The following is a 24,840-nucleotide window of genomic DNA, read 5'->3' on the forward strand; positions in this document are numbered from 1 at the left end:
ATTAACTATATAATAACATGTAGTAAGAAAGCCTTTTCAAAATAATAATCATTCATCAAGGGGGTACTTATAATGGAACGAGTTCAAATGGCCGAAACGCTAGAATTTTCTCGTATTATTCAAGGTTTTTGGCGTTTAGCAGAATGGAATATGACGAAACAAGAATTACTTTCTTTCATTGAAGATTGTATGGATATGGGAATTACTACTTTTGATCACGCTGATATTTATGGCGGTTATACGTGTGAAGGACTGTTCGGAGAGGCATTACAACTAAAGCCTTCCTTACGTGAAAACATGCAAATCATCACAAAATGTGGAATCGCTCCCCCATCACCAAAATTTCCAGAGCGTTATGTTGCTCACTACAACACTAGTGCAGAACATATTATTCAAAGTGCAGAAGCTTCACTTAAAAATTTACATACAGATTATATTGACGTATTACTTATCCATCGTCCTGATCCTTTCATGGATCCAAATGAAGTGGCAGAAGCGTTCTCACGCTTAAGACAAGAAGGAAAAGTTCGTCATTTTGGTGTATCTAACTTTTTACCTTCCCAATTCAATATGTTAAGTTCATACTTAGATTTCCCGCTTATTACAAACCAAATTGAAGTATCAGCTCTGCAGCTTGAGCATTTTGAAAAGGGAACAATTGATTTATGTCAGGAAAAACGAATCAATCCAATGATTTGGTCACCTCTTGCTGGCGGAGAAATCTTTACTGGTCAATCAGAACGTGCTGTACGTGTACGTGAAACTGTGCAAAAAGTTGCTACTGAGCTAGGTGTTTCTAGTATCGATACGGTTATGTATGCTTGGTTACTTGCACATCCAGCTAATATGATGCCCATCGTCGGCTCTGGTAAATTAGATCGTGTTAAAACGGCCGCACTTGCTACAAAAGTTAACTTAGACCGTCAACAATGGTTTACAATTTTTGAAAGCTCTAACGGACATCCTGTACCATAATGCACAAAAAGAAGAGCCGTTTCTCTACAGCTCTTCTTTTTCATATGTATTTCTAGTCATCGCAAATACACACATATCCCTTAATCCATTTCCATCTACTGCAACACTCGCACTTTCTAACGTACCTTCTAATTTAAAGCCCAATTTTTCAGGGATCGCTCTACTCTTCTTATTTAAAGCATCACAACGAATTTCTACGCGATTTGCTTTTAGTTCAGAAAAGGCGAAATCCGTTATCCCCTTTGCAGCCTCTACCATATAGCCCTGTCCACTAAATCTTGAATCAATCCAATACCCGATTTCAAATTGAGGTATATCCCAATTAATACGATGCAATCCAGCTGATGCAATAAACTCACCTGTTTCTTTCGAAAAAACTAGTAACCTTAAATCCTCACGCTGCAAAAATTGAATATGCGATTTTCTAATGCTCACTTCTACTTCTTCCTCTGTTTGCTCTTTTTGTGCAAAAACCATCCATGGTTTTAATTCTTTCATAGAAGCTTGAATGGCATCGTATACAGCTTTACCATCACCCGGTTTCGGCATTCGAATCAATAGCCTTCCAGTATAAAATTCAGAAGGAAAATCGAATAATAACGGATTCACTTTCAACACTCCCTATAATTCTTTTATATATAATAATATCCATCTCAAACTATACAGTAAAGAAATTTCTGAATTTTATACATTTAATTCATTTACATCTACCGCAACACGAACGCCAGATTCAATTGCCCCTTGTATCCATCCGTGATATAACGTTGTATGGTCTCCAGCAAAGAATATTCTTCCCTCTGGTTTGACAATCGCTGGTTGCAACTCTGATTCTTGACCTGCCTGAAATAGAGCAAACCCTCCAAGTGCATATGGATCCAACGTCCAACTTTTTGATATACCAGATAAGAATTCATCATATACTTGACCACCTAATATCGTTGCTAAGTTTTGTAATGTGTAATAAATACGATCTCCCTTTGATAATCCATCCCATAACAACGCATCATATGACCACGTATAGCTTCCTAGCATCATTGCTGGTCCCTTTCCTCCAATTCCATAGCTTGGATAATAGGCGTAACGAATTGGCAAATCCGTTATAATTCTGCCACCTAATTGTCCTTGTTCTTCCCAAAATCGACTTTTAAATTGAATTCCTATTTTTGTCGCAGGCATATAATGCAATTCACGAATTGCTTTCCATTTCTCATGCGATATAGAATCAAATGGATCTACTTCTACAAACCGCATTGTTGAAAACGGAATGGTCACAATAACTAAGTCCCCTGTAATACTACTATATTCAAACGTTTCTTCGTTTCGATAGAAAGCTGTCACACCATTATCATGCTGATGTAGCTTCATTAATTTTTGATTATATATAATATCTTCCTCTAATTGTGGTAAAAAAGATTTTGGCAATCTATCATTCCCGCCTATTATTTCACAAAATCCGCTCTCCTCTTGCATAATGTATAAAAAACGTAATGTCTCAACGAATGACCTTTCTAAAAAACCTTCTAAATCCAACAAAACGCCAATCATCTCAATTGTTACTGGTGAAAAGTAAGTATTATATTGATAAGGGTGATATTTTAAAAATTGTCCTGTAGAGTATCTCCCAAAATCCTTTACTACAACATCCCAATTTTTCTCTGGGTTCTTTTTAATAAAATTTATAATAGGCTGCACCGCTAACAATAATAGCTCCTCAGACGTTTTCCCAACTTCATTCATTTCCACAGGATACTTTAATATATTTGGATCTTTTTCATATTGTTTTAATGTCGTTTTTCGGCCGTTTACGTAAATAATATCAGTCTCATTCCTATTAATAAAAGGGCTTACCTGTAGCCCAAATTTTCTTATATATGCCATCGTTAATGTATGCGAATACGGAATTCTCATTGCCCCTACATCCAAATATAAACCGGTATCTTCCATTCTAACTGTCTCTATGCGGCCGCCTACCCGGTTGTTTGCTTCAAAAATCTTCACTTCATGTCCCGCAGCTTTTAATAAAGATGCCGAAACTAATCCAGCCATGCCAGCCCCTACTACAATAATTTGTTTCGGGCTCGTCGTCTCCTTTAATCCTTTATCTATAATTTTTAACGTTTCATCCATCTCCGTGTTATACATTATATCTTTCTGCACAATTCCACCCCTTACTTCATCAAATGGGCATTAGTCGTTTAGTGCATTTTATTCATAAATTTCTATAAACATAACAACAGAGCAAGTTAAATATTCACTAAAAATACATAAGAGATAGCTCTCACATCTCTTTACGCTTCGTATAATATAGCAACAGCAAATAAGGAGTGGTTGAATATGAAACCAACTTACGACTACAATGCTACAAAGAAGTATTTAGAAGAAAAGAAACAACAGCTATGCAACAAACTTAGTAATATGCATCTATCTAAAAAAGAACGTGAACAACTAAAACTTGAGATTGATAACTACGAATATATTCTAAATGTAGTCGAAATGAATCATTATGAACGAGGATTTTCACGTTAAAAGTGGATATGTAATTTATCCACTTTTTATTTTGAGCATTTCATTACGCATTTTTCGTAAGTAAATATATAATAGGATGTACATTAAGATTGAGAGGTATATTCTATGATCAAATTAAGTGTATTAGACCAATCCCCTATTTCAGATGGTAGTACGGCAGCCCAAGCTTTTTCACATACAGTTACGCTTGCGCAAGAAGTTGAAAAACTCGGATATACACGCTTTTGGGTATCAGAACATCACAATTCTGTAAGCCTTGCTGGCTCAAGTCCAGAAATACTTATTTCTCATATTGCAGCGAAAACGGAGCGGATGAGAGTCGGTTCGGGTGGTGTTATGTTACCTCACTATAGCCCGTATAAAGTTGCTGAGAATTTCCGTGTTTTAGAAGCGCTTTATCCAAATCGTATTGACCTTGGTGTCGGCAGAGCACCTGGCGGTATGCCAATTGCAACTCGCGCGCTTCAAGAAGGAAAAATGGTCTCACTTGATCAATATCCAGAGCAAATTGCAGATGTTGCAATGTACTTACATGATCAAGTACCAGAAAACCATCATTATGCAAATTTAAAGGCTACTCCTGTAATTCCCACATCTCCTGACATGTGGTTGCTTGGCTCTAGCGGAGAGAGTGCAAAGATTGCCGCACAACAAGGTGCTTCTTTTGCATTCGCACAGTTCATAAACGGATACGGTGGACCCGAGGTAATGGAGGCCTATCAAAAACAATTCCAACCTTCCTATTTAGGAGATAAACCAAAATCAATCGTCGCTATTTTTGTTATTTGCGGTGAAACAACTGAAGAGGCGGAAAAAATTGCTTCTAGTTTAGATTTATCAATCTTATTACTAGAACAAGGAAAGCGTACAACTGGTACACCTTCTATTGAAACTGCACAAAATTATTCATACAGCGCCTATGATTTATTCCGTATAAAAGAGAATCGTCAACGTATGATCGTCGGTGATCCCTCTTCTGTGAAAGAACAAATCGTAAACTTAAGCAAAGCGTACAATACTGATGAATTTATGATTGTCACAATTACTCATCGATTTGAAGATAAATTAAATTCTTATCGCTTACTAGCGAATGCTTTTCATTTATAAGGATAAAAGGGAGATACATCCATTATGATGCATCTCCCTTTCTTACTACTTATTACTTTTGTCTTCTATATATTTAATAGCTTCTTTTAATAGTTCATCACACAAAAAAAGACAACAATATATTTATTGTTGTTCTCAATACATCTACCCACTCTTTTGTTTTTTTCTATCTGGTTTACTTGAAACTAAATAATGTTTTTCTGAAATATATAAGTCTCTTTTTAATATACGATCTAAGTAAGGTCCTAGTTTCATTCCGCATATGAGGCGATCTTCACTACCTTCTACAATTGGAAACATTTCTTTTTCTGTTACATACTGATCTACTGCCTTTTGTACGATATCAATTTCTTTCACTAAGTTTAAGTTTTCTTCTGTATGTTCAAATACCTCAAGCGTTTCCTTCGTAATAAGAAAATGGTTTGTTGGAAATGCAGGTAAATACGGCTTTAACAAATCATAATTCACTGTATAATCATCATTTACTAATACTGTATAAACGATATTAGCATTCTTTTCTAAAAACTTGGCCATCGCTTGTTCCAATTCATCTTTCGTAATTTCACGCTCTTCTTTTCCAGTTTTGAAAAAGCGAAACATCGCATCGCCTCCTTTTTACTATATTATAGCATAAAAGAAAACTGAAAAATCACAAAAAAGTCATTGAAAGAATTTTTCAATGACTTTTTTCTTTATATTCTTATATTTATCCCACTTTAATGGGCAGTAAGCCCCCCACTGATTAAAGTTTCACTTTATTTTAAGAACGCACTTAGCATCCATACATGTTGTTCTAATGTTGTATGAATTGCTAACAACATGTCCGCTGATGTTTCATCGCCAGCTTCACCAGCAACTTCCATGCCTTCTTTTAATTCTTGAATCAATGCAGAGTAATCATTCACTAATGTTTGCACCATTTCTTCTGCAGATTCCTTGCTTGTCCCTTCATTCACACTAGATGTTGCCAAATATTCTTTCATTGTCGCTAACGGCTTACCTTCCAATGCTAAAATACGTTCTGCTAATTCATCAATATACGTTCCAGCTTCATTGTAAAACTCTTCAAATTTCTCATGTAATGTAAAGAAGTGTGGCCCTGTCACATACCAATGATAATTATGTAGTTTCACATATAACACATTCCAGTTTGCTACCTGCTTGTTTAATACTTCAACAACATTTGTTTTCGTACTCATACAATCCACTCCTCTTATCATTTCATAATGTTTATCTTTTAAGAACCTAGTTACATATTACCATACATTTCCTATCCTTTCGAACGATTGGCTCATATGTAACAAAGTTTTAACACCTTTAATACTTCCCTAATATCTTTTCATTCATGTATGTTTTCTAACAGTTCATACGTCTAATTGTCCAAGCTCATACATATGCATAATAGTAAATCAAGCTCATCGTAGTAGAAAGAGGGATAACATGGACAATCAACAATGGCAAGTAGCAAAGAAAGTTGCTGCTACTTATATTGGAACAGTCGTTGGAGCTGGATTTGCTACTGGACGAGAAATTGTTGAATTTTTTACAGTGAACGGATTTTATGGAACTATTGGTATATGTGTAAGTGGATTTTTTTTTATTTGGCTTGGCACAAAGATGATGTTACTCTCCTCACAAATCGGTGCATTTTCAGCGCAAGAATTTAACAAATACTTATTTGGGGATGTATTTGGAAATGTTGTAAATACACTATTATTACTCGTATTATTTGGTGTAACGAGCGTTATGTTATCAGGCGCTGGAGCGGTATTTGAAGAGCAACTTCGTTTACCAAGACAACTCGGTATTTTCATTACAGTAATCGCCTGTCTCATTATAGGTAGTCGCGGATTACAAGGGGTTTTTGAAGTTAATACACTTGTCGTACCTATTATGATGATTTTCATTATCGGACTTGCTATTACAACGTTTTTTCACGGTACAACTCCTATTAGTAACACTATTCCTGCAGAAACCTGGAATATGAAGTGGATAACTAGTCCTATTACATATGTCGCCTTAAATCTTTCTCTCGCCCAAAGCGTCCTCGTCCCGTTAGCCAGTGAAGTAAAAGATCGAAAGGCCATTTTATGGGGCGGTATTTTAGGTGGGGCAGGACTTTCTTTAATATTATTATGTAGCCATTTAGCTATCTTATCAGTCGACCAATTTTATCAATATAACATTCCAATGGCTGAAGTCATAAGAAAATTCAATGCCACTTTTCACTTTTTCTTTGTTCTTATCATTTTCGGTGAAGTATTCACAACTTTAGTTGGCAATGTGTTCGGAATGACAAAACAAATGCAATCCATCACTGGCTGGAAAAATAACAATATTATTTTCTTCATTTTACTAATAAGTTATTGCTTTAGTTACGTTGGTTACAGTGAATTACTCCACATTCTATATCCTATAATCGGGTGGGTCAGCATCATTTTACTTCCGATTATTGCTTTTAAACAACTTCAAAAAACATAAAAGAAGCATCCATGTTATTGGATGCTTCTTTTATATGTTCATTCACAATCATCACATACTTCCCAGTACGGCCCCATTTCGAGTGCTAAATACGGCTTTAATTGCAACCGAATCATCCGACTAGGCATACGTTCTAAAACGAATTGAATCCCTTCTTCTTCTTCGTCTAATTCAACTTTTGAAATCGCAATTCTTTGCATCGTCGAAATAGGCATTCCATCTTTATATAAAGTGATTTTCACCTCATCATATTCATTAAAATACAATTCAACACTCATTTGATTTTTCAACATTTCATTAACAATTTCATATTTATCATTTCGTTCCTGGATTATATATTTCCAGCCGCCTCTACCTTCTTCTTTCGGAGCTGCTTGAAACAATGTCATCAAATCCTCGTATAGCATAAGATAACCCCTCTCTTACTAAAAAACGATGAGTATTTTATATACCCTTTATCTCTATCACTATCCATATGTATTGTACCATATATCGCCGTTTTTACCGTATTCATTTGCTCCATAACTGCATATAAAACACCTGATTCTCTGTATTACTTTGTGGATTGTATCTTAATTCATTTCTTAATACCCTTCTAAAGCTTTCAAATCATATCAAACTTAAGGAAATGCTTTCTTTGTCCATCCTCCACTTATTATTTCCTTGCAACAACAAAAAAGAAGAGTGACTTATAACACTCTCCTTAAAAGAATTTCCCCGTAGCTGCTAATGCTAATACTAGTATTAAAATTGTAAACAATAAGGATACAATGAAACTAAAAATAGGTAATGCTTTCTTTTCATTCTTCTTAAAGAGTAACTTTAAACTAAGAAAGATGTTTACTGGTACAAATATAAAATAAAAGTATTTAACAATTTGCACCGAACTATTTGAAAGTGTTTTTAAAATAAACACTTCAATGAGAAAAACCATGAAAAACGAAATACTTAACCAAAATGAGACATAACTAAGCCAAGAATGTCTTTTGGTCCCCCAGTACACTCCCATATTAATAATCTCCTTTATTTGCATTCTATATGATTATAATTATACATAAAGTTAACAAATACCTCTATTTTTCGACAAATATTATACATGATATACCTTTAAACATCATAAACATACTCTCTATCACATTTCATGTTACATAGTAAAAACAGACTACTCCAAAATCGCATACTGCTATTTTGGAGTAGTCTGTCCTTTATTACACTTTAAATCTTTCAATTAACCCTTGTAATTCTTCAGCCATTTGAGATAATGTACCCGCCGCAGAACTAATTTCCTCAATGGACGCTAATTGTTCTTCTGCTGATGCTGCAACGTTTTGAGTACTCGTCGCATTATTCTGTGCTGTCATTGCAATTTGTCCTACCGAAATAGACACTTCATTTGCACCTTTTGACATCCCGTTAGCCGTTTCAACCATCGTTTTAATTTGATCGGCAATTTCATTTGTAGATTGTAAAATCTCAGTAAAGTTTTGCTTCGTTTCATTTGCAATAACAAGTCCAGATTGAACTTCTTCATTTACATGACCCATAGACTTTACCGTCTTACTCATGTCATCTTGTATTTCACATATTAATTTACTTATTTCACTAGAAGATACGCTAGACTTCTCCGCCAATTTACGTACTTCATCTGCAACAATTGCAAATCCTCTTCCGTGCTCTCCCGCTCTTGCAGCTTCAATTGCCGCATTCAAAGCTAGAAGATTTGTTTGATCTGCAATATTTTGAATTACTTCTAATATGTCACCAATTTGCTTTGATTTATTATTTAGTAACTGAATAACCTCATCTGATTGTGAAACAGATTCTGCAATTGACTGCATTTGATTTACTGTTTTCCCGACTAGTTTCCCACCATTTTCTGCTTTTTCACGAGTATGAGCAGAAGCCGTACTAATTGATGATGAACTATTTGCTACATGCTGAATGCCTTCTGTTACATCAAATAGTAACATTGCACCATTTTCTACACTTGTCGTTTGCGTTGTTGCTCCGCTTGATATTTCGTCCATTGCCATCGTAATTTGCTCAGTCGCTTCACTCGCCTGTCTTACACTTGCTGTTAGCTCTTCTGATGCTGCTGCAACATGTCCAGCCGAAGTATTAATTCTTCCGATTAATGTTCGCAATGCATCTGTCATCTCATTAAATCCTTTTGCAAGTTGACCGATTTCATCATTAGAATGAATATCAATTGTTTGCGTTAAATCTCCCTCACTTATTTCTTTAGAAGTGACAACTAATCTTTTTAAGGGCTTTGTTATAGAAAGTGTCACAAAATAAATAAGTGCCCCACCTATAACTAATGAAATGAACATAACAATTAACATATTATAAAATACAGGCTGCGCAGCTTCAATTACTTCATTTGAGTACATAGTCCCGCCAATTTTCCAACCTGTTTTTACATTTGTAGCAAATACCATTTGTTTTTCGCTACCGTCATACGTATAAGAAAAAGCCCCATGATTATCTTCATAAATTTTCTTTGCCCAAGAATCGGCTGCTTTTTCTCCTGATTTTTCTTGAGGGTGTGCAATTATTTTTTGTTTCCCATCTAAGATGAAAGCATATCCCTTTTTACCAATATTAATTAACTTCGTTGTTTTTAATAAATTATCTAAACTTAAATCTACCGCTACAACACCGTTTTTATCTTCTGCTTGTTTTGCAATCGTTACGACAATATGTCCATTTCCTTTTGCCTTATACGGCTCAGTAATTACAATACCACCTTGTTTTGCTACTGCATCTTTATACCAAGAACGTTCTGTTGGATCGTAGTCTGCTGCCATTTGTATATTTGGTTCTTGTACAAATTTTTTATCGTTTCCAGCAACATATACTTGTTCAACATCTTTATTCAAATTGATATATTGTGATAATATTTTTCTTAATTCCTCTTGATTATCCCCTTGATACATATTCCCTTGAATCACCCGTGCAAAATTATTTACATCATTAAATTTCGCCTCAATCATTTGATTGATTAAATTATCTAATATTTTTATATTGTCGTGAGCACTGCTCGTAATTTGTGATTCAAAATTCTTTTTAGCTGTTTGATAAGACATGCCTCCTATAATAGAGACAGCCGCAATTAAAATAACAAAAAATGAAATTAATAGTTTTTTTGCTACTTTCATATCACGAAACCAATTTAATAGTCTACCCATTACAAACCTCCTGCTTTTCAATTTTAAAAGTTAAATCTAACGAATTATAAATATTTCCCATTCCCTAATTATTATTTTCATAACCTATTATGATGAATACTTTGTAAAGTTTAAACAATTTATTTCCCTTTGTCTATATATATGAATAATATTATTATAAAATTTACAAATGCAAAAAGCCAAAGGGAACCACCCTTTGACTTTTCACATTTTTTTATGCTGTTTAGAAATCTTTTTCCACTTATCACGCTCTGCCCTTGCAAGAATAGCATCTTGTTTTCTCATAAAATACGCTAGTTCTCTTTGTAATTTTTTATAGCTTTGTAAACGATTTATCGTCACAATTCCGTTATCAATTGCACTATGCACTGCGCACCCTGGCTCATTTTCATGCTTACAGTCCCTAAAACGGCACGTTTTTGCTAGTTCTTCAATATCAGAAAATGTTGTTTGAATTGCATCGCTTCCTTCCCAAAGCTGTAGCTCCCTCATACCAGGAGTATCAATAACTAAACTACCACTCGGTAATCGGAACAATTCACGATGAGTTGTCGTATGCCTTCCTTTACTATCTTCCTCACGAATATCACCCGTTTTTGCTACTTCAATTCCTATAAGTGCATTTAACAAAGTGGATTTTCCAACCCCAGATGATCCGACTAGAGCAATTGTTTTTCCTGAAGAAACAAATTGCTGCAACGATTCAATACCAGTATGTTCTAAACTATCAACAACGAAGATCGGAACACCAATTGCTACAGCTTCTGTTTCAACGATTTTCTGTTCCACGTCCTCACATAAGCTACTCTTTGTTAAAACAATAACAGGCATTGCACCACTTTCATACGCTAATAGTAAATAGCGCTCTATTCTTCTTACGTTAAAATCATGGTTAAGTGCATTCACTAAAAATAGATAATCTACATTTGTTGCTATTACTTGTTCTTCCGTTCGAGTACCAGCCTCTTGTCTAGAAAAAGAGCTTCTTCTTGGAAAAATACGATGAATAATTGCTTTCTTTTCATTCTCTATTTTCTTTATATATACCCAATCACCAACCGCTGGATAATCACCCTTCGTTACTGCTTCATGCCGAAACTTACCAGACAGCTCTGCCATATATTCACCATCATTACAAATAATTCGATATATATGCTTATGCTCGAGTAAAATACGCCCTACTTCAAAGTTCTCTACAGCTTGTTCCTCAAAAAAAGAATCCCAGCCGAACGATTCTAAAATATTTTGATTCAAATTGATATCCTCCCTAGTGTAAGCTAAGCGGAAGGATCGTGCGCTAACTTATACAGTCTCGCCCTTTCCATCCACCTTTGTATTTGGTTTATTATTCATATAAGTTATGTTCGCCATAATACATCACCCCGTTCTCATTTTAATTACTCTCATTATATGGAATATTCATTTAAAAAGCCACTTTATTTAACGAAATTTTCAAATAATTTTTTCATCATTCTAATTTGCCCACGGTGATTAATCTCATCTTCTAGCACGTGAAACCACAAATAGTACTGGTTATGCGCTACACCGTTAGGCCACTTTCTTTCTGACATAAGCCATTCATCATCTTGTTTACTCAAATACTTCAGAGATTCTTCTCGAACACTTTGTAGAAGTTGTACATAATACTTTATTTCATGACCACGAATCGTTTTCCCCGATTCTCCTAAATAGAGTGCGTCTTTCCATATTTCTAATTCTTCCTTTGTAAAGTCACGCTCTTGAAATGAAATAAGCTGATGTGCTTTTTCGATAGCTGCTATATGCTTTAATAAAGCTCCGATGGAATTTCCACCACTTAGCATTGAGTCTAATTGCTCAACTGATAGATTGCTAATTTCCTGTAATGTTACAGCCCTCGTATGCTCCAGCATGCTGACTAATTCCCCTATATTTTTTGTATAACCATCCACACTTCTTATTCGGTAATCTATATTCATATCACGCACCCCTTTCTACATTCATATTAAGGAATAACTGCTTCATATAATAGACTCATATATATCAGATTTTTCTGATATAATTAAATTGAATATAGAAAAAAACCAAACAAACTTTCTCAATATGCTTCTATGAAATATTAAAAGGAATCAATATAAAATAATCGAATCTTATTCACTAAAAGGAGTGGATTCGATGGAAATGTATCAATGGCTAACTGCTGTTCTCGTTGGTGGCATTACCGGTTTCGTTTCCCATCTAATCAATAACCAAGGTAAGTTATTGCTTCCACGCCGTTTGAAAACTTTTTTTCACTTTGGGTTTTTGACTGATATTTTCACTGGTAGTCTAGCTGCACTTCTTGGACTCGTTTTATTCGATGTCACCTTAATAAAAGAAATTATTAAAGTATCCATTGTGACTGCTATTTCCGGTCAGACTTTCTTACTACACCAAGCACTCGGTGGTGAGCAGGCTAAAAATAAACAAATTGGGAAAGCTGATGAGAAGATTCAAGAAATTGACAAATTATTACGACGTTAGTCTGTACTTTCTTTAAAAATTATTGCTATAATAAACAATAAATATTTTCTATTGCGTCGTTTGTCAGAAGAAAGGGTGTTTCGTATGACAAAAAAGAAAATAGAAGATTTCTTAACAAACACTGAAAAAGAGGAACTGCTAGAAAACTATAAATGTTTACGAGAAGCCCGCACAAAAAGCGAAGCTAACTATTTTGGTGAAGCAGTAAACCATCTATTAAATAAAGCAAAACAACGAATTATTAAAGATGCAGGCATACATGATGAAAATGCAGCAACTGTTCAATCAAAAAGAAAAGCACTGTTTTAGTTCATTAGCTAAAACAGTGCTTTTTATTATGTTATTTTTCACATTACTTTCACATCTATTTCACAATTATAAGTAGTCCTATATGTTATACTCAGTATATCCTTTTCCAAGGAACTATATGCCGATATATTAATCCCTATCTCTATAGGGATTTTTATTTTTGGGCTCTTTTTTATTTGTAAAGACTTTATGACGCAATTCCTGTTTCACTATTTTCAGTAAGCTTTTCACTTTTTCTAAACAGAAATAAAGCTATAATATATAATAACGCAGTAAAACTACCTACAAATATAAAATTGTGAGATGCCGCAAATAACATTCCTGCCATTGCCGCGCCAATCATTTGACCAATATACATAGAAGCATTCGCTAGAGCGGCTCCTGTTCCTCTTGCTACACTAGACATGTTTTGTAAATGCCTCATCATTAATACAAACAAAATTCCTGTCATAAAAAATAAAACAAAAAATAATAACTCCACAAATATAATGTTATTTACATGTGGAAGTAATACATATAGCACTGCTGTAAATATAATTCCACCATAGAAAGAAAGGTTATAACCAATTTTATTTACGATTCTAGGACCAAAAATATTACCAGTTAAATTTCCTAATCCTAATACGAGCATAGCTGTTCCTATTTCATGAATTCGCAAGCCAAACTGAATAGACAGCCACACACCGAAAAATGAAAATGCAGCAAAATTACCAGTTTGAAAAACAAAATATGCAAAATAAGAAAGTGAAACTTTTGAATCTGTAAGTAATTGTTTATAGCGCTCTAAGATGTTTGTTTTACTTTCACCTATATGAACCGGTTGTATTTCTGGTAATGCTACATAAATAAGAATGACAAGTAATCCTGATAATATACCGATGACGAAGAATGGCGTTGTATAGTGTATCATTGCCAAATACGATCCAACTGGCAACCCTAAAATTTGAGAGATTGATAACCCTGCTGTTGCAATCCCAATTGCCTTTACAATTTGTTCCTTCTCTATAAGGAGCGGAATAGATGCCCACACTTGTGGAGATACAAAGGCTGCACTCACACCTGCTAAAAATCTAAATGTTAACATCCATAGAAAACTCGGTGCCATCCCACATAAAAACGTACTTAAAGCAAAAAAACTCATTCCTATTACCATCACTTTTTTTCTATTTAAGCCATCTGATATAGGACCAGCGATAAGTGCAAATGCAGCATATCCTAAAGCATATGAACTTACCATCCACCCTGACAACTCAGTTGAAATATGATACACCTGTTGTAAAGTTGGTAAAAGTGGTGAAATTAAGAAAGTATCTGTACCGATCATAAACATGATTGTAAAGAATACAGCTAGTACTCTTTTCATTTAAATCTTCTCCTTTTATATAAAGTGAAACTTTAATCAGCCCTCACCAATCGGGCTTTTATGGGCAGTTGATCCCCCCCACCTACCTTCTTTACTTTCGCTGAATTTTGAGATGGGGGTCTTACTGCCCATTAAAGCGGGATAAAAAGAGGAAACTATCCCCCTTTCAATTAATCTTCTAAAATAGATTCAATCTCTTTCATGACTTTTTCATTCAATGAAACTTCCACCGCTCTTACACTTTCTCTTATTTGCTCCGCTCGTTTCCCACCAGGAATAACAGTATCAATTCCTTTTTGGTTTAATAACCACGCTAAAGCTAAATGCGATAATTCGAGATTCTTTTCTTTAGCTAAGTCTTTTAATTTTTCACCTTTCTTAAAGTTACTCTTATATGTATTCTCTTCAAATAGATTTACACTTTGACGCCAATCTCCTTTATTCAATTTGAAATCTTCTGTATATTTACCACCTAGTATCCCAAAAGCAAGAGGCCCGTAAGGAATAAATGAAATACCTGATTCTATACAATATGGCAAAAGTTCTTCCCTAGCAGTACGATCTAACATATTATACGGTGATTGTACAACATCTATGTGTCCGTGCTGATTCGCTTCTTTTAATTGCTCTACGTTTACGTTAGATATTCCAATTGAACGAATTTTCCCTTCTTCTTTTAGGCGAGTAAGTTCTCCAATTGAATCTATGTAACTTGTTTCTGGGTTTGTAAAATGTAAATAATATAAATCAATATAATCAGTTTGTAATCTTCTTAAGCTATTTTCTACAGCATTTCTTAAATAGCTCGGTTCATTATTCATATAAACCTCTCCATTTAATAACGGTTGTATTCCACCTTTGGTAGCAAGTACAACTTCATGGCGTTTTCCTTTCAATACTTCTCCCACCAATTCCTCTGATCTACCGAAACCGTATGAATCTGCCGAATCAAAAAATGTAATCCCTTGCCCGATAGCTTCTTCTATTAATCGTTTTCCTTCTTCCTCATTCACATCAGCATATAAATTATGTCCCCCTACAGCGTTTGTTCCTAACCCCAATTTTGAAATATGTAGTCCTGCCTTTTGCAATTTTGTATACTTCATTTTTTCTCCCCCTATATTTCTATTGTTCGAATATATTCGAACAATAGAAATATACCACTTTATATGTTATAGTGCAAATATATTAACTTATACAAGCAGGTGAAAAAATGCGTACTCTCTATCATCCAAATCGAGAAGAAATTCAATTCTCTTCTGTTCTATATGCACTTAGCGATCAAATTCGTTTACAAATTGTAACTATGCTACTAGAAAAAAACGAACAATCTTGTGGCGCGTTAAACATTCCAATCGCGAAATCAACTTTATCACACCATTTCAAAGTTTTACGTGAATCCGGTGTTATGTATACACGCCTTGAAGGAACTCAACGTTTCATTTCAATTCGTGAAGATGACTTAAATGCTAGATTCCCCGGTTTATTAGATGTCATAATACATGCGACAGAACCATACTAAAAAACATCTCATATGAATATGAGATGTTTTTTAGTTTTTCTATTCTTTTAATACTGTGAAGCTTTATTCATTGAGGATTTTGTTCCTCACTATAACTACCAAGTCCCTTCCTAAATTAAAGTCTGAATAAAACGTTTGAACGCTAATATCCCTTCTTCATCTCGTTTAAAAACAGCAGCATCTTCAAGCGCCTGAATAAATTTCCGTCCCAATTCTTCTCTCATAATCTCCTGTATATTTTGTTCATTCATCCTATTTTCATATTTGGTTTTTAATTGTTCTGCCCATTGTATATGAGGTGTTGAAATATTACTTGGAATATTAAGTAAGAATTTCTCCACTTCCTGAAGTTCTGTTTTTAAACGAGCAGGAAGTACAGCTAGCCCCATTACTTCAATCAGACCGATATTTTCCTTTTTAATATGTTGTATTTCCGCATGAGGGTGGAAAATACCCAATGGATGCTCCTCACTTGTATGATTGTTCCGTAAAACTAGATCCAATTCGTACATATTATTCCGGTAACGAGCAATAGGAGTAATCGTATTATGTGGAACATCATTCGTAAATGCAAATAAATTAACAGAAGGATCACTATATTCCTTCCACCTCTCTAGTATGTAATCCCCTGCATTTACTATTTGTTCTATGTCGTTACTTCTTAAGCGAATAACTGACATAGGCCATTTAATAATCGAACATTGCATTTCTGGAAATTTAGTTAGTTCAAAATTTAGGTCGTTCGCTGCATTTGCCATAGCAAATTCATAGTTTCCACCTTGATAGTGATCATGTGTTAGAATAGATCCTCCTACAATTGGTAAATCTGCATTGGAACCGAGGAAATAATGCGGGAATTTTTCTACAAATTTTAATAAGCGTAAAAATGTTTGACGATCAATTTTCATTTCCCGGTGGTCTGAGGACAATACAATACAGTGTTCATTGAAGTATATATACGGAGAATACTGTAGAAACCAGCTTTCATCTGTAATATTCATTCGAATCATACGATGATTCGAGCGTGCAGGATGTCCAATTCTGCCCCTATATCCTTCATTCTCTATACAGAGTAAACATTTTGGATAATTTGTATTTTCCAATACTCTTTCTTTAGCAATTTGTTTAGGGTCTTTTTCTGGTTTTGATAAATTAATCGTTATATCAATGGCACCATATTCCGTATTTACTTTATAATTTATATTTTTGGCAATTTGCTTCATTTGGATATAGTTGCTGTTTTTACTTAATTCATAGAAGTAATTTGTCGCAGCCTTCGGATTTTGTTCGTATTTTTCATAAAATAGAGAATTGATAACGGACGGTTTGGACATAAATACATCCATAATTGCACTTGCTAAAATCTCCTTCTCTTCCATTACTGCCTCAATGACTTTATGCATACAAGCATATTCAATTAACTCTTCCAATAACTCCGAAATTACTTTCTTTGCGGCCGCAGGTGCTGACGCTTCCACTACAAAGTCATCTAAACGAAGTAAGGAAAGGATTTGGTTCCTTGTATATATTTCATCTTCTTTTTCAATCAATTGAACTTCAATAGCACGATCAATTAACTGCTGGATAGCTTGATATATCATCAGTATATACCTCCTCTAACCTTATAGCGGTTTATGTTGTTACGATGCAAGTTCTATGTACCTTTTATCATTTTATGAACGGACGTATGGGATAACCACCATTCGAATATACGTTTTGCTTTCTCCGAAGAAGCTATTAGCATACTAGAATCGCTCGTTTAGCAAGCTATTTTGTTACATTATACGTACGTAAAAACACTTCTACAATCAACATCTTGTCGTATTTTTTAGACATCTTGCTTTTCACTTTTACCATCTCACTAAAAACATACAAAAGAACATTTTTCAAAAGCAGTTTCCGATGATTTTATGAATACAATGAGACCTATCTCCTTCGAGATAGGCCTCTAATTTACGATATTACACTAGCTATAAAACTACCTTTTTCTTAAATTTAGATTATTTATCTCTGTAACGCTCCACCAGAAGTCACCCTTTCAATACGTAAATTATCTAAAATAAACGTACCCGCTCCGGTATCTCCGTTTAAATTCGTTCCATCACTGAAAATTCCAACATAAGTTTGACCATTCTCAGAACCTGTCACAGTAAACTCTGCTGTTTTTGTGTCAGTAGATGCAGTAAGAGTGTTATTCACACTTAGTCCCTTTGCACTTGCGATGTCTCGAACATCAATTTCTTGATCCCCTGAAATAAAGCGGAATGCATTTGCTGTTGTTTGGTAGTCAAATGATACTTTATAAGTTACGCCTGGTTCAAAACGATAGTTTTGAGGAATAGTACGGTACAGCAAACCTTTATTTCCAGTGTTTACTTTAACGGACCAATTCCCACCTAATACATCATCGACTAATTTTTTACCTGCCCATCCTTTTTGCGTATATGGAGCATGCAATTCAGACAAATGAATTCTGTTGTCTTCTACACCTTCTGTATTGCCAATAACAAATGGGTAAATACCCTGTACTACCGATTCAAAATCTTGTTTAAATTCCGTCGGTGAGACATTATTTTTTAAAGACTTTTGAACGATTCGAATGTCATCAAATTTTGTGTTTCCTTTCCCAGAATCACGGCTTAGAGTTAATTTAGCCCTATTAGATACAGCTGTAAAGCTCACTTGCATGATTTGCATTTTGCTATTGTACCCATCATTTGTGGCATGTGAATCTGCCTTAACATAGTTTTTTTGCAGGCTGCGAAGTGTGTAATTGCTAGCATCTTCTTTCCCACCTGTTACTGTAATTCCAGCCTTTACATCACTATTGTTTTCAACATATACCTCTGCTACATAATCTTTACCCGGTTCCAAACCAGTAAGGACACGGGAAACAGTTGTATCTTTTGATGGACTATCAATGTTTAAGTAGTAATCTCCACTACTTACATTACGGTTGTTTCCAGTTTGATTCGTTCTGATGACGCTTACTGCTTTATTATCACCCTCAATAGTTGTATATGCGCTTACTTTTCCTGTATTGAATCCCGCGTCATATATATGAGCATCCTTGCCCCAATTGTAGTCAAGGATTTCCAAACCCTTATCTCTTTTTGGTACGACAACATAAGGAGTTGCAGCACTAGCCGTCAAAGTTATCTTATTATTTACGACCTTTACTTCTTTCACATCTGTTCTACCTTGATCTGTCAATTTGTATACATAAACAGTAGTGGCATTTTTATATTCATCTGGAAGTGTCCAAGTCGTTGTACCACCTTCTAAATTCCAGTGATATAATTTTTCTGAATCAGCAGTTGGATTTTTAAAGTCTTGTTTCACCCAAGGAATTAAATACGCATGGCCATCAAGTATAACATTTCCATTTAGCTTAATAACACGTTCTCTAGCATTGTCTTTTCTAGTTACATCGACAACATCCCCATTGCTTGGGTCCTTCAATTTTATTTCCTTTTCTAAGTTCGTCTTGCTTTTATCCCCTTCTACATTTGTCCAGTTCGTTACATAATATTTTTGTAGGAATTTAGTAGGTAAATTCGTATCAAATGTCATACGAATAAAGTTATCGAAATTCTTATCAGATTGCCATCCTTCGAAACCAGCTAATTCAAATCCACCGAGCAATGGGTGATCAGCGGTTCCACCTACTTCAGGCCAATTCAACACCCAAGAATCTCTTTGGTGATTACTAATAAAGCGCAGTACTTCTGAGTTAATCCCTTTACTTTCCGGTCCACCGTAGTTTTTATCAGTAGCCCAATGTTGCCACGTTGAGTAATTGGCCATAGAACCACCAAATTCCGTTGTTAATCTCCAACCTCTATCTTTAAATTGATCTGCTATTCTATTTGATTCCCATTGATTTTGATACCATACATCTAAATAAATAAAGTCAAGATCAGGAACAGCCGTTTTCAATTCATCTAGTCTTTTCGCACGCGATCCAGAATACAAATCTTTTAATTTATTAATTGTATAAGATTGATCTAACCATCCCCATCCTAATGAACTTGGACGATCAATAAAATCATTATTGAAAGCTTTCGCTTCTGGATAAGTTTCTTGAGCATTTATATGGACACCAAATTGGGTATTATACTTATGCCCCTCTTTAATAAGCGTATTTAAATCTTTAACGCCTCCCATACGTTCGCCCACATCACCATAATCTGGATGACCACTATCATGCCCTTCGTTTGCATATCCTTTTAATATGACCGCTTGCCCCAATTCATCTGTAGCAAGAGCAACCTTTTTCACATTATCAGATGTTTTTAAGAATGGTTGTTGCGCTTGTGAGCCGAAATTCATTGCAATACGCATTCCAACATTATTGTTTACATCTTGGTATCCTTTAATGTCTTGCATAATATCACGGTATGCAATCGCCGCATCTTGCCAGTCTGCCTTATTATCATTATTCAAATCTTTAGCAATAGCTATTTTAATAGTTGGTTTATCTTTTTGTGGTTCTGGCATAAAATCTCTTTGATAATAAAGTGCACTAGAACCGATTCCCATTGCTTTAGCACCATTTTTATTTACATATCGATTTGCAACTAAATTTTTATAGCCGTCCACTTCTGAACTAGACCATACACCTGCGCTCAATTCGTCAGTTGACAAGAATGCTATATAATTTTTAGTAGATGTACCTATTTCTCCCATAGAAGAATCTACGCTTACATCTACATCACCTGTTTTCCTAACATCTGTACTAATATTCGTTAATTTAGCTTTTGCACCTTTTTGTTCCGAATTTACCGATATAAAGTTCATATCAGCAAACTCAACCGTCTCGATTTTGGCACTACCATTATTCTTAATTTCATCGAAGCTATAAATAACCTTATTATCATTCACCTTTACAGATACCTTAAATACCGCATCAAGGTTTTTCATTTCATCTACAACTTTTAATGTATATAGTGCTTCACTATCGTTTAACTTTTCAAAGTTTACTTTAGGATAGTATAGTCCACCATTTACTTTCAATCCGTAAACAGGAGCCTCCTGTCCGCTCATTACTTTATCGCCTACTTTGTATTTCACAATCCGCGGGAATACTTGGTCAATTGTGACGTCCATATACTTTGACTTTATTATATTTTCTACTGGTTGAGTATCTGGAGGCTTTGGTGCACTATATTCCTTTATTTTGACATTTGAAATCGTAATATCGGCAGCACCTCGGCTTTTTTCAAATCCTAGTAAGCCAGCTTGATCTACACCACCTGTTAAAGTCCAAGAATCTACCTTTTTACCATCAATGTATAATGTCGCAACATCGTCCATGAATACTAAACGTAAATGGTATGTTTGTTTTGCTTTTAACGGCACGTTTGAAGTCATCGACGTCCAATTGTTTATAGGACCAAAAGTTTCTCCAAAATACTGATCGTTCGTATCCCCTGTTCCCACATATGTGTATGTAGATGAATTTTGAACACGATAGATGAATCCAAAACGATTCATCTTATCAGTATTAGTAGTAACATCCGCTTCAAAAACACCATTTTTAATCGCCTTCATTTGGTTGTAGACAATTCGATTCTTTTGGGTAGATGTAACACCGAAAGTGGCTGAACCATCTTCATTATAGGTAACTTTTCCGTCACCTGAGATAATTTTCAAGTCGCCTTCTTCCAATTTATTATCCGTAATGTCGACAAGTTTTTCATTTCCTGGATCTGTGCCTCCATCCCCAGACGCCTTTCCTAATTCAATGAGCACTTGACTATTTTTATCTCCATAAGCACCAAGTTTAATCGCTTCCTTACCTGTAAGAAGGTTATTTACATCATTAGATAACGTAACCGGTCCAAATAAATCTTTTCCATCTAATGTAATATTCAAATTGGTTTTATTATAATCAATTTTAATAGAGTGCGAAGTTCCAGACTCTGGAAGTGGAACATTAGGTCTAGTTTTTAACCAATCACCTTTCCCTTGATATTTGTATTCGTAGAACCATCCAAGTGAGTCGTAGCCTACAAAAACGAAATTATTATTGTCAATATAATGTGGATAGAAACCGAACCTAGTATCTTCTCCCTTTGTTTCTGGAATAAAACTATATTCCATCGTTCCTGATTCTTTAGCGACTTTATTCTGCTCTTGAAAAACTGCAGCTTTAGCCCCATTATCGTTGCCAGCACCTGCTCCAAGCCTTGCATATGACTTACCATTTTGTTCTATTAATGCATTAATTTCGTTTCCAACAGATGAAATTGTAACCCATGGATTAGACGTATTTGCCCCTACATGTAGCGGCACAATCATGCTTACTAAAAGTGTTGGCACAATCAACATACATGCAAGAAGGGTATTAAAAACTCTCTTGAAATGCTTATTTTCCAATTCTTCTCCTCCTTTGAATTTAAAATTTTGGTTAAAGACGATACCTGCACATTAATTTTTAAATAAACAAAAACCTGAAAGGCACCGCTTTCACTTATGTTTAGAATAGTTTTTTTAAAGTGCCTACACAATAAAGATATTGTTTCTTTTTTTAGGTATATTGTCTTTTTAAAAACGCTTACAAGACAAAGATATTGTTAGCTTTTTCAAGTGTATTTTTTGGCGAAACCCCACTAAAATTCAATTAGTTTGATTGTACATGGCTATTAGTACTTACCATTTTCTTTATATATAAAGGGTCCCCATATACCTTTACCTGAAGCTATAGTTACTACTGCCCTTGCTGTTCTCGATTTTCATTCTAGGGTTTTCACCATGTTGGACACACTAAAAAAAGAGCAGACGAATGTCTGCTCTTAATTTTTCATTCCGTTTAAAAATTGATTCTGATGCAATTATCACTTAAAGCTAGAAAGAAATAAAGGACAAATAGAAGGAAAGATATCGTACTAACTTTGAAGCTCCGCTGTTTGTTTTACTTTAGCAAACCATGAGTTGGCTGTCTCTTTCAACACGAGATTTAGTTCTTCAGCATTCCTTTTACCAGTATCTTTTAACCAATCACGACCTGCTTGTTCGCCGCTTATAGCAAAAGGTGCCACACCGTCCTTCCAGGTTGCTCGACCACATAACACTCCGTTAAAGGTAGAACCGGATTCTTTAGCAAATTTCAATGTTTCTTGGAATAATTTAGCACTTACACCTGCACTTAGGAAGATAAACGGCAGCTCAGTTACTTCACTTTGTTCTTTGAAAAAAGAAGCAGCTTCTTCTTTTCTGTAAACGAATTCACCTGTCGTATACCCTTCCACAAAATTCATATCCACCGGAACCTCTACTTTTAAAACATCTACTTGGTATTGAGATTTCGAGAACTCCTTCATAGCCTCAATCACTTTATGTGGTTTTATTTTTGCGTACTCTTTATTTTTCGCATCATCATTTTCAGCATCATAAGTAACAATCTCCAGGAAAAATGGAATATCTTCAGCAGCACACTCAGATCCGATACGTTCCATATAGACATGTTTATAGTTATTAATTTTTTCATCTTCATCGAAATCATAGTAGAGTAAGAATTTAATAGCATCGGCACCTGCTGCCTTTAATCGTTTCACTGACCATTCCGATAATAAATCTGGTAACCGTCCTACTTCTGACGCATCGTATCCGGTTTTTTCATACGCTACTATTAAGCCTGATTCTTTATCTCGGACCTTTGCCGCTGGCAGTCCGTATTCCGGGTCCAAAAGAATTGCTGTTGCAAATGGTGTTAATTCCTCAGAAACCAATTCTTTGAAACGGATAATGCCCTCATCTCCAACATGACTTGCACCGCCAGACGCAATCATTTTTTTCAACGAACCGCGTTGATCAATAGCCAATGCTCCAATTATGCCATTTTCAGCAGATAAACGTTTTAGAGCTTCCAATTTATTCTTGGTTAGTTCTAACATCAACATTCTCCTCTACCAATCTATTTTTTCAATTTTAATGAGATCAAAGTATTGTTTAAACTTATTTATATTAATATAACCAGTACCAACTTCCATCGTATTTAATATTCCTGTAGTCATCGCCGTTTTAAGAACAGTCTCAACCGTTTGATTTTGATATAATGCCACAGCTAATCCTGCAACTGTCGCATCACCAGACCCAACAGGATTGATCACTTCTATTTTCGGAATCGTAACTCTGTAATAGTCCTCGCCATGCCTAACTAAAGCACCTTCACCACCCATCGACATGATAATCCACTCAATTCCAGTAAATAGTTCATGGTCTAATGCTTGCTTCAAATCTATGATTCCCATTTCCATGTTAATGCCCAACAACTGAGATAATTCCGCTTTATTTGGTTTAATGGCAAATGGTTTTTCTTTATGCACCAAGGCGTTTTTCAAAGATTCTCCTGACGAATCTATAATCACTGGAATTCCATTGTTATTACAGATTTTTAACATTTGATAATAAAAGTTATTCGGTAACCCTTTCGGCAAACTGCCCGAAATTGTCACAAGTGAAGCTTTTGTAAGCAGACATTCAAATTTTTCTAAAAAAGTTGCCCCTTCTTCGTTGGATAATGTCGGTCCTGATTCTAAAATCTCTGTTTGCATCCCTTCATGAAGAATGGCAATACAATTTCTTGATTCTTTTTTAATTTTTAAAAAGTCATTTGGAATATTGCTTTTATTTAATTCTTGAACAATGTATTCGCCAATCGTACCACCAAGCACACCTGTCGCTAGAACAGCTTCTTCCATTTGAGCGATCACTCGCGCCACATTCAAGCCCTTTCCACCAGCAGTTTTATGAACTGTTTCCACACGGTTAACAACATCTAACTTTAATTCATGAGTCGAATAGGAAATATCGACAGATGGATTCATGGTGACAGATAAAATCATTTGAAATCCCTCTTT

General features: G+C 35.0%; 22 protein-coding genes and 1 pseudogene. 7 read left to right on the plus strand and 16 right to left on the minus strand.

Translation table 11 applies throughout. The features are described from left to right. Nucleotides 1–72 precede the first annotated feature (72 nt). The gene (locus ACTFRS_RS08365; protein ID WP_000442792.1) at nt 73–975 is read left to right on the plus strand and encodes an aldo/keto reductase; all 903 of its coding nucleotides are present in this window, start codon (nt 73–75) and stop codon (nt 973–975) included. 24 nt (nt 976–999) lie between these two features. Here the strand turns inward: ACTFRS_RS08365 and ACTFRS_RS08370 are convergent, their stop codons facing one another. Together ACTFRS_RS08370 and ACTFRS_RS08375 are read right to left on the minus strand one after the other, a co-directional pair. After that, nucleotides 1,000–1,584, minus strand: a complete 585-nt coding sequence (locus ACTFRS_RS08370; protein ID WP_139867557.1) for a GNAT family N-acetyltransferase — start codon at nt 1,582–1,584, stop codon at nt 1,000–1,002. 75 nt (nt 1,585–1,659) lie between these two features. Continuing rightward, nucleotides 1,660–3,132: a flavin monoamine oxidase family protein gene (locus ACTFRS_RS08375; RefSeq protein WP_139867559.1), complete on the minus strand. Its 1,473-nt coding sequence runs from the start codon at nt 3,130–3,132 to the stop codon at nt 1,660–1,662. 177 nt (nt 3,133–3,309) lie between these two features. On the opposite strand from ACTFRS_RS08375, the gene ACTFRS_RS08380 reads away from it, so the two are divergent. Then, nucleotides 3,310–3,501, plus strand: a complete 192-nt coding sequence (locus ACTFRS_RS08380) for a DUF3896 domain-containing protein (protein ID WP_000805517.1) — start codon at nt 3,310–3,312, stop codon at nt 3,499–3,501. A 105-nt stretch (nt 3,502–3,606) separates the two neighbouring features. Further along, nucleotides 3,607–4,608, plus strand: a complete 1,002-nt coding sequence (locus ACTFRS_RS08385) for an LLM class flavin-dependent oxidoreductase (protein ID WP_000594053.1) — start codon at nt 3,607–3,609, stop codon at nt 4,606–4,608. 144 nt (nt 4,609–4,752) lie between these two features. On the opposite strand, the gene ACTFRS_RS08390 is transcribed toward ACTFRS_RS08385, so the two are convergent. Together ACTFRS_RS08390 and ACTFRS_RS08395 are read right to left on the minus strand one after the other, a co-directional pair. Beyond that, nucleotides 4,753–5,208, minus strand: a complete 456-nt coding sequence (locus ACTFRS_RS08390) for a DUF3939 domain-containing protein (RefSeq protein ID WP_000488187.1) — start codon at nt 5,206–5,208, stop codon at nt 4,753–4,755. A 155-nt stretch (nt 5,209–5,363) separates the two neighbouring features. After that, nucleotides 5,364–5,807 carry a Dps family protein gene (locus ACTFRS_RS08395; RefSeq protein ID WP_000105198.1) on the minus strand — a complete coding sequence of 148 codons (444 nt, stop codon included), beginning with the start codon at nt 5,805–5,807 and terminating at the stop codon, nt 5,364–5,366. 241 nt (nt 5,808–6,048) lie between these two features. On the opposite strand from ACTFRS_RS08395, the gene ACTFRS_RS08400 reads away from it, so the two are divergent. Beyond that, the gene (locus ACTFRS_RS08400; RefSeq protein WP_139867561.1) at nt 6,049–7,089 is read left to right on the plus strand and encodes a YkvI family membrane protein; all 1,041 of its coding nucleotides are present in this window, start codon (nt 6,049–6,051) and stop codon (nt 7,087–7,089) included. Between the two features lie 38 nt (nt 7,090–7,127). On the opposite strand, the gene ACTFRS_RS08405 is transcribed toward ACTFRS_RS08400, so the two are convergent. The 6 genes and pseudogenes from ACTFRS_RS08405 to ACTFRS_RS08430 all read right to left on the minus strand — a co-directional run bounded on the left by ACTFRS_RS08405 (nt 7,128) and on the right by ACTFRS_RS08430 (nt 12,238). Then, nucleotides 7,128–7,496, minus strand: a complete 369-nt coding sequence (locus tag ACTFRS_RS08405; RefSeq protein ID WP_000965086.1) for a DUF3979 family protein — start codon at nt 7,494–7,496, stop codon at nt 7,128–7,130. A gap of 296 nt (nt 7,497–7,792) precedes the next feature. Beyond that, nucleotides 7,793–8,098: a hypothetical protein gene (locus ACTFRS_RS08410; protein WP_000539578.1), complete on the minus strand. Its 306-nt coding sequence runs from the start codon at nt 8,096–8,098 to the stop codon at nt 7,793–7,795. Nucleotides 8,099–8,297: 199 nt separating this feature from the next. Next, nucleotides 8,298–9,245, minus strand: coding sequence for a methyl-accepting chemotaxis protein (locus tag ACTFRS_RS08415; RefSeq protein WP_407707378.1), 948 nt, complete (start codon nt 9,243–9,245; stop codon nt 8,298–8,300). Next, nucleotides 9,240–10,280 (minus strand): annotated as a pseudogene (locus ACTFRS_RS08420) (cache domain-containing protein); the annotation flags it as partial. The gene ACTFRS_RS08415 and the pseudogene ACTFRS_RS08420, both read right to left, overlap by 6 nt. 204 nt (nt 10,281–10,484) lie before the next feature. Beyond that, on the minus strand, nt 10,485–11,534 hold the full coding sequence (gene rsgA / locus ACTFRS_RS08425) for a ribosome small subunit-dependent GTPase A (RefSeq protein WP_139867563.1): 1,050 nt from the start codon (nt 11,532–11,534) through the stop codon (nt 10,485–10,487). Between the two features lie 182 nt (nt 11,535–11,716). Beyond that, on the minus strand, nt 11,717–12,238 hold the full coding sequence (locus tag ACTFRS_RS08430) for a DinB family protein (protein ID WP_139867565.1): 522 nt from the start codon (nt 12,236–12,238) through the stop codon (nt 11,717–11,719). A gap of 196 nt (nt 12,239–12,434) precedes the next feature. Between ACTFRS_RS08430 and ACTFRS_RS08435 the strand changes: the two genes are divergently transcribed. Next, entirely contained in the window at nt 12,435–12,782 is a 348-nt protein-coding gene (locus tag ACTFRS_RS08435) for a DUF4257 domain-containing protein (RefSeq protein ID WP_000426318.1), read from the plus strand. A gap of 84 nt (nt 12,783–12,866) precedes the next feature. Beyond that, entirely contained in the window at nt 12,867–13,091 is a 225-nt protein-coding gene (locus tag ACTFRS_RS08440; RefSeq protein WP_000162606.1) for a hypothetical protein, read from the plus strand. Between the two features lie 187 nt (nt 13,092–13,278). On the opposite strand, the gene ACTFRS_RS08445 is transcribed toward ACTFRS_RS08440, so the two are convergent. Both ACTFRS_RS08445 and ACTFRS_RS08450 read right to left on the minus strand, forming a co-directional pair. After that, a complete protein-coding gene (locus ACTFRS_RS08445; RefSeq protein ID WP_139867567.1) occupies nt 13,279–14,454 on the minus strand; it encodes an MFS transporter in 1,176 nt (391 codons plus the stop codon). A gap of 170 nt (nt 14,455–14,624) precedes the next feature. Next, on the minus strand, nt 14,625–15,560 hold the full coding sequence (locus tag ACTFRS_RS08450) for an aldo/keto reductase (RefSeq protein WP_440023751.1): 936 nt from the start codon (nt 15,558–15,560) through the stop codon (nt 14,625–14,627). A gap of 107 nt (nt 15,561–15,667) precedes the next feature. Here ACTFRS_RS08450 and ACTFRS_RS08455 point away from each other — a divergent pair, with 107 nt between their 5' ends. Continuing rightward, on the plus strand, nt 15,668–15,976 hold the full coding sequence (locus ACTFRS_RS08455) for an ArsR/SmtB family transcription factor (RefSeq protein ID WP_001259915.1): 309 nt from the start codon (nt 15,668–15,670) through the stop codon (nt 15,974–15,976). Between the two features lie 110 nt (nt 15,977–16,086). Here the strand turns inward: ACTFRS_RS08455 and galT are convergent, their stop codons facing one another. From galT to lacC, 4 genes are all read right to left on the minus strand, one after another. After that, nucleotides 16,087–17,577 (minus strand): UDP-glucose--hexose-1-phosphate uridylyltransferase, encoded by a 1,491-nt coding sequence (galT, locus tag ACTFRS_RS08460; protein ID WP_139867572.1) that lies wholly within the window; start codon nt 17,575–17,577, stop codon nt 16,087–16,089. A gap of 403 nt (nt 17,578–17,980) precedes the next feature. Further along, nucleotides 17,981–22,357: an endo-alpha-N-acetylgalactosaminidase family protein gene (locus tag ACTFRS_RS08465; protein ID WP_440023750.1), complete on the minus strand. Its 4,377-nt coding sequence runs from the start codon at nt 22,355–22,357 to the stop codon at nt 17,981–17,983. A gap of 509 nt (nt 22,358–22,866) precedes the next feature. Then, nucleotides 22,867–23,874: a tagatose-bisphosphate aldolase gene (gene lacD, locus ACTFRS_RS08470; protein ID WP_139867576.1), complete on the minus strand. Its 1,008-nt coding sequence runs from the start codon at nt 23,872–23,874 to the stop codon at nt 22,867–22,869. Nucleotides 23,875–23,886: 12 nt separating this feature from the next. Next, on the minus strand, nt 23,887–24,825 hold the full coding sequence (gene lacC / locus ACTFRS_RS08475; protein WP_242294765.1) for a tagatose-6-phosphate kinase: 939 nt from the start codon (nt 24,823–24,825) through the stop codon (nt 23,887–23,889). Nucleotides 24,826–24,840: the final 15 nt, after the last annotated feature.

Origin of the sequence: Bacillus cereus group sp. MYBK139-1 (assembly GCF_051916915.1) — a bacterium.
Lineage (GTDB): Bacteria > Bacillota > Bacilli > Bacillales > Bacillaceae_G > Bacillus_A > Bacillus_A pacificus.

What these genes read in the sequence shown, in the direction of transcription:
- ACTFRS_RS08385 (WP_000594053.1), top strand. Translation starts at nt 3,607, where the DNA reads ATGATCAAATTAAGTGTATTAGACCAATCCCCTATTTCAGATGGTAGT.
- ACTFRS_RS08380 (WP_000805517.1), top strand. Translation starts at nt 3,310, where the DNA reads ATGAAACCAACTTACGACTACAATGCTACAAAGAAGTATTTAGAAGAA.
- ACTFRS_RS08415 (WP_407707378.1), bottom strand. Translation starts at nt 9,245, where the DNA reads ATGACAGATGCATTGCGAACATTAATCGGAAGAATTAATACTTCGGCT.
- ACTFRS_RS08440 (WP_000162606.1), top strand. Translation starts at nt 12,867, where the DNA reads ATGACAAAAAAGAAAATAGAAGATTTCTTAACAAACACTGAAAAAGAG.
- ACTFRS_RS08450 (WP_440023751.1), bottom strand. Translation starts at nt 15,560, where the DNA reads ATGAAGTATACAAAATTGCAAAAGGCAGGACTACATATTTCAAAATTG.
- ACTFRS_RS08430 (WP_139867565.1), bottom strand. Translation starts at nt 12,238, where the DNA reads ATGAATATAGATTACCGAATAAGAAGTGTGGATGGTTATACAAAAAAT.
- lacC (WP_242294765.1), bottom strand. Translation starts at nt 24,825, where the DNA reads ATGATTTTATCTGTCACCATGAATCCATCTGTCGATATTTCCTATTCG.
- ACTFRS_RS08435 (WP_000426318.1), top strand. Translation starts at nt 12,435, where the DNA reads ATGGAAATGTATCAATGGCTAACTGCTGTTCTCGTTGGTGGCATTACC.
- ACTFRS_RS08455 (WP_001259915.1), top strand. Translation starts at nt 15,668, where the DNA reads ATGCGTACTCTCTATCATCCAAATCGAGAAGAAATTCAATTCTCTTCT.
- ACTFRS_RS08390 (WP_000488187.1), bottom strand. Translation starts at nt 5,208, where the DNA reads ATGTTTCGCTTTTTCAAAACTGGAAAAGAAGAGCGTGAAATTACGAAA.
- ACTFRS_RS08405 (WP_000965086.1), bottom strand. Translation starts at nt 7,496, where the DNA reads ATGCTATACGAGGATTTGATGACATTGTTTCAAGCAGCTCCGAAAGAA.
- lacD (WP_139867576.1), bottom strand. Translation starts at nt 23,874, where the DNA reads ATGTTAGAACTAACCAAGAATAAATTGGAAGCTCTAAAACGTTTATCT.
- ACTFRS_RS08365 (WP_000442792.1), top strand. Translation starts at nt 73, where the DNA reads ATGGAACGAGTTCAAATGGCCGAAACGCTAGAATTTTCTCGTATTATT.
- ACTFRS_RS08400 (WP_139867561.1), top strand. Translation starts at nt 6,049, where the DNA reads ATGGACAATCAACAATGGCAAGTAGCAAAGAAAGTTGCTGCTACTTAT.
- galT (WP_139867572.1), bottom strand. Translation starts at nt 17,577, where the DNA reads ATGATATATCAAGCTATCCAGCAGTTAATTGATCGTGCTATTGAAGTT.
- ACTFRS_RS08410 (WP_000539578.1), bottom strand. Translation starts at nt 8,098, where the DNA reads ATGGGAGTGTACTGGGGGACCAAAAGACATTCTTGGCTTAGTTATGTC.
- ACTFRS_RS08395 (WP_000105198.1), bottom strand. Translation starts at nt 5,807, where the DNA reads ATGAGTACGAAAACAAATGTTGTTGAAGTATTAAACAAGCAGGTAGCA.
- ACTFRS_RS08445 (WP_139867567.1), bottom strand. Translation starts at nt 14,454, where the DNA reads ATGAAAAGAGTACTAGCTGTATTCTTTACAATCATGTTTATGATCGGT.